This window comes from Pseudoalteromonas sp. SR41-8 (assembly GCF_014163915.1).
In the GTDB taxonomy this organism is placed as follows: Bacteria; Pseudomonadota; Gammaproteobacteria; order Enterobacterales; family Alteromonadaceae; genus Pseudoalteromonas; species Pseudoalteromonas rhizosphaerae.
The window spans coordinates 72,978-81,951 of the sequence record NZ_JACJEE010000005.1 but is presented as its reverse complement, the minus strand read 5'-3'; the positions used below and the strand labels follow the sequence as shown (position 1 = coordinate 81,951).

The window sequence follows — 8,974 nt, the reverse complement described above, 5'->3', positions numbered from 1 at the left end:
AAACCACCAACCGATCGGTCAGAGGTTCACTCTTTGAAGATACGTCCTGCGCTCACCACTTTCTATTACTATTAAAGTTAATAGAAGATAACCGACGAGCGTCGGTTTTTTTATGCCTGAAATTTGCTGTAGGCTCGGGTTTATCCCGCGCTTTTTAAAGTTGATACCACCAACCGAGCGGTCGGAGGTTCACTCTTTGAAGATACGTCCTGCGCCCACCACTTTCTATTACTATTAAAGTTAATAGAAGATAACCGACGAGAGTCGGTTTTTTTATGTCTGAAATTTGCCTCATACTTAAAAGTATAAAACCACCAACCGATCGGTCAGAGGTTCACTCTTTGAAGATACGTCCTGCGCTCACCACTTTCTATTACTATTAAAGTTAATAGAAGATAACCGACGAGCGTCGGTTTTTTTATGCCTGAAATTTAATAGATCAAGTGTCAATGAGGTTTGCTTTGAGATATGACAATTGTATGAACTTTTTATGGAGGCCGTTTTTATAGGATAATTTCATTTATTATATGCCTGTTATTTTATCTCATTATGAGTTTTACGATGATCTCTAGAAGACAATTTATTATTAGTGCCGGTACACTCGCTTTTATGGGGCTTTCTCGTAGTACTTTTGGCAAAGTACCATTTCTTGACGTGAGTGAGCATTTAAGTGCCTATGGTCCGTTAGTGACTGATCCTAACAAGTTACTCGATTTACCAGCAGGGTTTAGCTATCAAGTTCTATCAAAACTGGGTGATAAAATGGATGATGGCTTTACAGTGCCAGATAAAGCCGATGGTATGGGCTGTATTGCCCTTGATGATGAGCGGGTTGCATTAGTCAGAAACCATGAATTAAAACCAACTGATTTAGCAAAAGCAGATTTTAGCTTACAAACGCATAAAACGTCATTTGCTTATGACACTACTGCGCAAGGTGTTGCTTTGCCAGGAGGCACAAGTCATATTATTTATAATTTAAAAACCGGTAAAAAAGAGCAAGAATATTTGTCACTCACTGGCACGATCCGCAATTGTGCAGGTGGTATTACCCCATGGGGTAGTTGGCTTACTTGCGAAGAGACTGTTCTGACTAAAGCGGATGGCTTTAATAAAGATCACGGCTATATTTTTGAGATACCAGCCAACGCTAAAGGACTAGTAAACCCTGAGCCTCTCAAGGCAATGGGGCGGTTTAACCACGAAGCAGCTGCTGTTGATCCAACAACCGGTATTGTTTATCTGACAGAAGATAAAGGCGATAGTTTATTTTATCGTTTTATTCCTAATGAATACGGTAAGTTGAGTAAAGGCGGTAAACTTCAAGCTATGATGATTAAAGCACAGCCACAGTTTGATACTCGTAATTGGGTTACAGGGGTCATGCCTTTACAACACAATATGGCCGTTGAATGGGTTGATTTGGCGCAACCTGAAAGTCCAAAAGACGATTTAAGAATACGCGGTCACAAACAAGGCGCTGCACTTTTCGCTCGTGGTGAAGGGATACATTGGGGTGAAAAAGAACTTTATTTTTGTTGCACTAATGGTGGTCAAAAGCAGCTTGGTCAAGTGATGAAGTATCAACCATCAGCATTTGAAGGAACAGATAAAGAGCATCTAGCTCCAGGACACGTTCAACTATTTGTAGAAAGCACAGATAAGTCGTTATTTAACTTTGGTGATAATCTCACTGTTGCACCTAACGGGCACTTGATCGTTTGTGAAGATCAGTATACCGACGTGGTTGATAACCATTTACGTGGCGTAACACCTAGTGGTGATGTATATAATTTTGCCCGCTTAACAGCGCAAACCGAGTTGGCGGGAGCTTGTTTTTCTGCTGATGGCAACACCTTATTTGTTAATGTGTATTCACCAACAAAAACATTAGCGATCACAGGACCATGGCAGAGTTTTAAAGGCTAACTGGTGATTATTTAATGCTTATATACAAGTGCACTATGGCTATTTAGTAGTGCTAAGTGAGTTAATTTAAAATGCAGCCTTGCTGATCCGCTTCATACCTTAAAGTATAAACCGGGTCAGCAAAGTGTTTAGCTCAATTATTAGTAACAATAACCAAACTAAAATAACAGGCTGAAGTTTAGGCGCAGGGTACGCGGCTCAATCGGGTGGAAGTGATGATCTTCAACGCCTTCAATAGGTTCGCCAGCTAAGCGTGACGTGTAAAAGTAGTCAATATCGTGATCCGTACTATCAAATATATTTAATAGCTCAAGGCCCACTTTCCAATGCGTTTGTTGATAACTTACTAAACCATTTACGACTGTAAGCGGCTCTGAGCGTTTATCGCCATCACTACTGAGTATACGTTTGCCAATGTGGCGTACGCGCAGTGAAGACTGCCACTGCTGGGTAATATGCCAATTAATGCCAGTACTGGCAACCACAGGCACTGCGCCTTCAATTCGATCGTCATTTGAATCGATATCTAAGCGTGAATGTGTAAATGAGGCCTCGGCGTCTAAACTCAAGGCATCATTAAGCCAATAATACGCACTGAGCTCTAAACCGTAACGTTTTGATGCATCACTGGCTTCAGTGTTACCCGCATCACCCACAAATAATAATTCAGAATCTAAGCTTAGCCACCATAATGCCGCTGATAAATTAAATCGTTGTTGATCAAAGTAGCGTAAACCCAGCTCTGCGCCATTGCTTTGCACCAGTAAATCAACCTTATCAGCAGACTCAAGTGTCACAGGATCTTGTTTAATGGTCGCTCCACGCGCATCATTTGAATGATACGACTGCCCCCAGTTGGCATAACCGGCTAGGTTGTCATTAAACAGGTAATTTAAGCTGGCTTTAAAGCTAACCAAATCATCATCTGCACTGCCTGAATTAATACTGTTATTGCTATCAACATCTGCGTCAAAGTAATCATAACGCACGCCAAATGTTGCTTCGAGTGCTTGGCTTAAATTTACTTGTGATTGCCAATAGGCTGAGTAGCTGGCTTCGTCTACAGCATCTTCACGCACAGTACTTAAGCGTTGGCGCTGCTTGGTATTGTATAAACCAACTTGATCAATATCATCGCGGCGATATTCCACACCAGCTGTATGCTGGATTAGCATATCTGCAAGAGTATCAGCAAATTGATAACTCAGTGCGCCACCACTAATTGTCCGGCTATCGACTTGTTGGAACTGATCGCCATGAATAGGATCATTTAAAAAGTAAGAGAAGTTAGAAAACAAGTCCATGTCGTAGTTGATCACATAGGCATTGGCTTTAATGTGCTGGTCTTGCCAGTTTGCCGATAAACTATAGCGACTAGAGCTGCCGCCTACGGTCGTATCGAGTGAACCTAGCGCACTGATAATACCTTGGTCTACAGCCCGTTGTGGAATTTGATCTGCGGAATTCCAGCTGTTGTCATAAGCCATTGCCGTGACAGATAAATCGCCATCCCATGCTTTACCTACATAGCGTACTAGGGCATTTTTTTTATCTACATCTTCATTGATATCTTGCCAAGGGCCATCATAACCTTGCCACTCACTGGCAATAATTATTTTCCCGTTAGCAATTCCAATCGAGCCTAATGCCATCACGCGTTGGTAATTGTCTTTGCCAATTGTAAAGTCAAGTTGTTGATGTTTTGGATTATCAGCTAGATTAAATTCAGCACTGCCAGCGGTCGAAAAGTCACCTTGAGCGGCGCCATACGCCCCTTTTTGATAATCTATAGTCGAAATTGTTTCAGGAATAATAAAGTTAAGGTCGGTGTAGCCTTGACCATGCCCATGGCTGCGCATATTAATTGGCATACCATCAATGCTGGTGGCAAAGTCAGTACCATGATCGAGATTAAAACCGCGAATAAAATATTGATTAGCTTTACCTGAGCCACTGTGCTGTGTGACGGCCATACCTGGGATCAGTTCTAGCATTTCTGCGCTACGTAACATTGGACGGTTTTCTATTTCACCTTGGCCAATTACGCCACTTGATGCACTAATAGCCTCACCAATAAGTCCCGTGCGGTGTCCGTATATGGTAATTTCTTCAATGTTTGCAAGTACATTGGTAGAGCAAAACAAGCTACCAGATAGAATTAAAAAAGTGCGCATTATCATTTCCTTATAAATAGGTCGAAATGTTTATATTTAATACAATTACGTTTTACGATGTTAATCGGATGCAAATATTTGCTTGCTGTGGAAAATATGTTATTTTCAATAAAATATTCCAAAAATAAAAATCATAAGGAATTTAATTTTGATTGTAATGAAACTGAAAAAAGCGGGGCTGAATGTTTTCAGTGTGAGCTTAGTAACTGGGCTTTTTGGCTGTCAGAGTCAGCCACAGCAAGAGACTGTTGCATCGTTACAAGAGCAACATGAGAAGTTCTATCAACAGGTGATGTTGGCTGCGCCTGTCTTACCGGCTGATTTAACAAATATTCCTATGCAGGCGCATTTAGTTGGTAATCGTGTTGCGCAATCGCACTATAAAACGGCGGCGCAGGTTAATTACAGTCAGTTAGGATGGCAGCAACGCGTAGCAGCAGATTGGCACTATTTTGATATTCCGACATCGCAGGGTAAGTTGTTAGTAATTGATTACCAACAGCAAGGTAACCACCTGGCGTATCGTTATTTAGCAAATGGTACCCAGAATGATTTATATGAGCCATGGAGTTCATCTAAAATTCAAGCTTTTAGCGGTGCAATTGCAAAAGTACGGCAAATAAACCCAGAGCTTGGTGCAGATGCGCTAATAGGTGATAGCAATGTTGCTGATTTGATCACTAGTATTAATAGCTACGAGCATTTTGGCAGCGCTGATGGAAACTCTAATGCAATAGCGAGCTACTTTATTAATGTTGCTGGGCGTGATTATTTAAGTAATTTATTTGCAGATAATTGGCTAAAGCTTAATGATTCTCGCATTATGTTTAAAGGTGCTTATGCTACAGAGATTTTTACTCCTAGCACGATTCGTTGGCAAAGTACTGATAGTGATGTTATTGCTAGCAATATCGCTTATTTTACTGTTAATACCGATGATCCTGCTTATTTAGACTACCGGTGTGATGGCTGTGGTTTAACCGGTAATAAAGCCATGACAACTTTGGCTCAAGCTGAGTGGTTAAAACGTTTAGCAAGCCACACTCGAGAGCCCTTAACTCAGCAGCCTTTACTACAAGCACAAGACATTGATGTGCTATTTAATGGCACCGGCAATACGGATAAAACCGCTAAAGTGGGTGGTATGATGCAAGGGCTCAGTCAAATGATCACTGACTCTTTAGCGCAAGCGCTTGCTCCAGATGATACTCGCCCAGCAAAACAAATTTTAGACGAGTTAACGCAGGGGCAATGGCGAGTTTGGCAAAAAATAGGTTGGGGTCCAAGCGAAACACGCTCAACCACAGAAACTGTCATGTTGGCTCATGTTTACTTACCGTTTATTCAAGGTGGACGCGAATTTACCTTAGCGGCACAAAATAGTGTGCCAGGTGCAAGTGAAAAAAATTTAGCCGTGGTTGGCTTAAAAATGCAGGCGAATTTTACGCATGCATTTAAACAGTTACTGATACCGCAAAAGCAATAATAAGTAGCACACAGCACGACTTACCAAGCAAATTGATAATAGGGAACCTACGAATGCGACATACATTTATCGCCCTGAGTATTTCATTAGCAAGTATTATTACCATGGCACCCGTCATTGCGGCGGCTAACACGTGGCAATCAGATGTCATCGGGGTCACTCAATCTCAATTAACCCCGCAGCACTGGTTAAGCCAAGTGACAGATAAAACTCTGATGAGTGCAGCGCAAATCGCGGCATTTAATAAACAATTGATTGCTGACAATGAACATATTGTCGATCCACTCGATTTTGCCTCTCAGCTAACTCGTGAGCAGTTAAAGGCATATATACTCAGTATTAGTGCGGTACCAAAAAGCCCGCGTTTTTACCCTAATGGCGTGGCATTAAGTAATAAGCATTTTGCAAAATATCTAGCCAATTTGAATTTAGACGCTGTGACAGGTAATAATCAAGTTAGTTATGCCATGGTGGTAAAGCGCTCAGTCCTGCGTACTTTTCCAACGTCGGACCGAGTATTAAATAGTGGCTTAGATAATGACTTAGATCGTTTTCAAGAAAGCGGATTATTCCCTGGTGACACAGTGGCTATATTGCATGAAAGTGCCGATAAGAAATGGTTACTTGTGCGCGCTTATAACTATCTAGCATGGGCGCCCAAAGCTGATATTGCGATATCGAATAAAAGCACACTTCGTGAATTTAAAAATAACGATGACTTTTTATTGATAACTGGCGCAAAAGTAAATACCGCTTACGTGCCTAATGATACCACTACATCGCAAGTGCAATTGGACATGGGCGTTCGTCTGCCTTTAATGCCGGCAGATAAAACCCCTCATTTATTAAATGGCCAAAACACCTACGCTAATTATGTTGTGCAACTGCCAACCCGCGGGGAACAAGGTCAGTTAGTTATTAAGCCTGCCTTGATCAGTCGCAGCAGTGATGTGCATTTAGGGTATTTACCTTACACCCAACAGCATTTAATAAAACAAGGGTTTAAATTTTTAGGCGAACGCTACGGTTGGGGACACGACTATAATGGCCGTGACTGCACTGGTTTTGTTGGCGAAATATATAAATCATTTGGTCTATTAATGCCGCGTAATTCAGGTCAGCAGGGGAAGGGAGAGTATGGAACAAATCACCGTTTTGATAAAACCAGCAATGAAAGCGATAAATTAGCGGTAGTTAATAACATGCAAGTGGGCGATTTAATTTATATACCAGGCCATGTAATGATGTACTTAGGTGAACAAGACGATCAACCGTATGTGATCCATGATGTTAAAGGGTTGGGTTATAACAAGGCTGATGGTAGTTTTTATTCAAGTTCACTTAATGGGGTATCGGTAACGCCTTTATTGCCACTGCGTTTATCGCAAACTCAGAGCTATTTAGACCGTACTTATAATATTAAGCGTATTCGCTAGGAGTTAAAAAATGAAGATTACGGCGATACGTTTTGCCAAACTTAAAGTGCCATTAGTTACGCCGTTCAAAACAGCGCTGCGTGAAGTGAGCTATATTGAAGACTTAGTGGTGTTAATTGAAACCGATAAAGGCGAAATTGGCTATGGTGCTGCGGCGTCTACGCCAGTAATAACTGGCGATACTCACCAAAGTATCCTTAGCGTTATTAAACAATTTATAGCGCCAAAACTAATTGGTATGGAAATCGAAAACCTCAATCAAATTTGCCAAGTGATCCAATCAAGTGTGGTGGCAAATTACAGCGCTAAAGCCGCACTCGAGCTGGCTGTTTATGACTTGTGGGGTAAATTATATCAAGCGCCGCTGTATAAATTGCTCGGCGGTGGTAGTCAAACATTACGAACAGATATCACTATTAGCGTTGATAATATTGATAAAATGCTCAGTGATTGTGCTGTGGCTGTAGCGCAAGGTTTTGATATTTTAAAAGTAAAAATTGGCAATGATTTACAGCAAGATATCGAACGAGTGAAAGCGATTTATCAAGGTTTTGGCCAGCAAACGCAAATTCGTTTGGATGTAAATCAGGGCTGGAATGCTAAACAAACGGTGTTTGCTTTACAGCAATTAGAAAGCCACAATGTTGAATTAGAACTTGTTGAACAGCCAGTGAAAAGTGATGATTTTAAAGGTTTAAAGTATATTACTGAGCGGGTAAATACGCCGATCATGGCTGACGAAAGTGCCTTTTCGCCCAAGCAAGTAATTCAATTATTAGAGCAAAATGCTGTTGATATTATCAATATCAAAGTCATGAAAACGGGTGGCTTAAGTCGTGCTATTGAAATTGCCAATATTACTGAACAGTATCAAGCTGATTGTATGATCGGTTGCATGTTAGAAGGCAGTATTGCCGTTGCAGGTGCGGCGCATTTAGCGTCTGCAAAAGCCCAGCAGATCAGTAAAATAGACTTAGACGGTCCAGCGCTTGGCCAATATGATCCGGTGCAAGGCGGTGTGGAATTTAATGGCCCAGCGATCACGTTAAGTGATGGTCCTGGCTTGGGGATTAAAAGTATCGACACATTACAACCGATAAACGATGGAATTTGGCCGTTATGAAAAAAATAATAATAACATTAATCACCACAGCAGCCCTCAGCGGCTGTGCAAATAGTGCAAGTACATCAGCAGCTGCAAGTGCTGCAGTTATCCCACAGCAAAGCCAACAGTTAGTGGTGGTGGTTGCAGATGATTGGCAAGCCATTGCCGCACAATTGTATCGATTTGAGCGTGTTGCAGGACAATGGCAACAACAAGGCCAAGGTCACAGTGTGGTACTTGGGCGCACCGGTCTTGCGTGGGGTATTGGTTTACACCCAGCTCAAGCGGGCGAACAAAAACAAGAAGGCGATGGTAAAGCTCCCGCTGGTATTTTTGAACTCGGCACCGCGTTTGGTTATTTAGATTCATTAAAAACCAATATGACCTACCAAGGCATGACTGCTGACGACTATTGTGTTGATGTCAAAGGTTCGCCATTTTATAACCAGCTAGTTAATAAGTCAGTGGTAGGAGAGGCTGCTGTCAAAGACTCGTCAGAGTGGATGCGCCGTGATATTTACAGCCAAGATAACCTTTACAAAAAAGGCTTAGTGGTTAAGCACAATAGTCAAAATGTTGATGGTGCAGGCAGTTGTATCTTTATGCATTTATGGCGCGCAGAAAATAAACCAACTGCCGGTTGTACTGCAATGACTGAGCAGAATATGGATACCTTGTTAGCTTGGTTAGATGAACAGAAAAAACCATTGTTAGTGAGCTTACCTAGCGAACAATATCAACAAAAAAAATTGCTTTGGAAGTTACCAGCGATTAAATAATACGTGTACAGCCACGCGATCGCGTGGCTTTACAAAGTAAATAATAAAATTGTTTTCTTTTTATT

General features: G+C 41.5%; 6 protein-coding genes. 5 read left to right on the top strand and 1 reads right to left on the bottom strand.

Annotated features, from left to right (window positions below):
• Nucleotides 1-561 precede the first annotated feature (561 nt).
• Entirely contained in the window at nucleotides 562-1,929 is a 1,368-nt protein-coding gene (locus H5162_RS05240; protein ID WP_182777887.1) for an alkaline phosphatase PhoX, read from the top strand.
• A 158-nt stretch (nucleotides 1,930-2,087) separates the two neighbouring features.
• Here the strand turns inward: H5162_RS05240 and H5162_RS05235 are convergent, their stop codons facing one another.
• On the bottom strand, nucleotides 2,088-4,103 hold the full coding sequence (locus tag H5162_RS05235) for a TonB-dependent receptor (protein WP_182777884.1): 2,016 nt from the start codon (nucleotides 4,101-4,103) through the stop codon (nucleotides 2,088-2,090).
• Nucleotides 4,104-4,251: 148 nt separating this feature from the next.
• Here H5162_RS05235 and H5162_RS05230 point away from each other — a divergent pair, with 148 nt between their 5' ends.
• The 4 genes from H5162_RS05230 to H5162_RS05215 are packed head-to-tail and all read left to right on the top strand — an operon-like array spanning nucleotide 4,252 to nucleotide 8,909.
• Complete coding sequence (locus tag H5162_RS05230; protein WP_182731155.1) at nucleotides 4,252-5,589, top strand: hypothetical protein; 1,338 nt, start codon at nucleotides 4,252-4,254, stop codon at nucleotides 5,587-5,589.
• A 53-nt stretch (nucleotides 5,590-5,642) separates the two neighbouring features.
• Nucleotides 5,643-7,025 (top strand): NlpC/P60 family protein, encoded by a 1,383-nt coding sequence (locus H5162_RS05225; RefSeq protein WP_182777882.1) that lies wholly within the window; start codon nucleotides 5,643-5,645, stop codon nucleotides 7,023-7,025.
• A 10-nt stretch (nucleotides 7,026-7,035) separates the two neighbouring features.
• Nucleotides 7,036-8,148, top strand: a complete 1,113-nt coding sequence (locus tag H5162_RS05220) for a dipeptide epimerase (protein WP_182777880.1) — start codon at nucleotides 7,036-7,038, stop codon at nucleotides 8,146-8,148.
• Nucleotides 8,145-8,909, top strand: a complete 765-nt coding sequence (locus H5162_RS05215; RefSeq protein ID WP_182735265.1) for a L,D-transpeptidase — start codon at nucleotides 8,145-8,147, stop codon at nucleotides 8,907-8,909. Before H5162_RS05220 ends, H5162_RS05215 begins: the two co-directional genes overlap by 4 nt.
• The last annotated feature ends 65 nt before the right edge of the window (nucleotides 8,910-8,974 follow it).

What these genes read in the sequence shown, in the direction of transcription:
- H5162_RS05240 (WP_182777887.1), top strand. Translation starts at nt 562, where the DNA reads ATGATCTCTAGAAGACAATTTATTATTAGTGCCGGTACACTCGCTTTT.
- H5162_RS05235 (WP_182777884.1), bottom strand. Translation starts at nt 4,103, where the DNA reads ATGCGCACTTTTTTAATTCTATCTGGTAGCTTGTTTTGCTCTACCAAT.
- H5162_RS05225 (WP_182777882.1), top strand. Translation starts at nt 5,643, where the DNA reads ATGCGACATACATTTATCGCCCTGAGTATTTCATTAGCAAGTATTATT.
- H5162_RS05220 (WP_182777880.1), top strand. Translation starts at nt 7,036, where the DNA reads ATGAAGATTACGGCGATACGTTTTGCCAAACTTAAAGTGCCATTAGTT.
- H5162_RS05215 (WP_182735265.1), top strand. Translation starts at nt 8,145, where the DNA reads ATGAAAAAAATAATAATAACATTAATCACCACAGCAGCCCTCAGCGGC.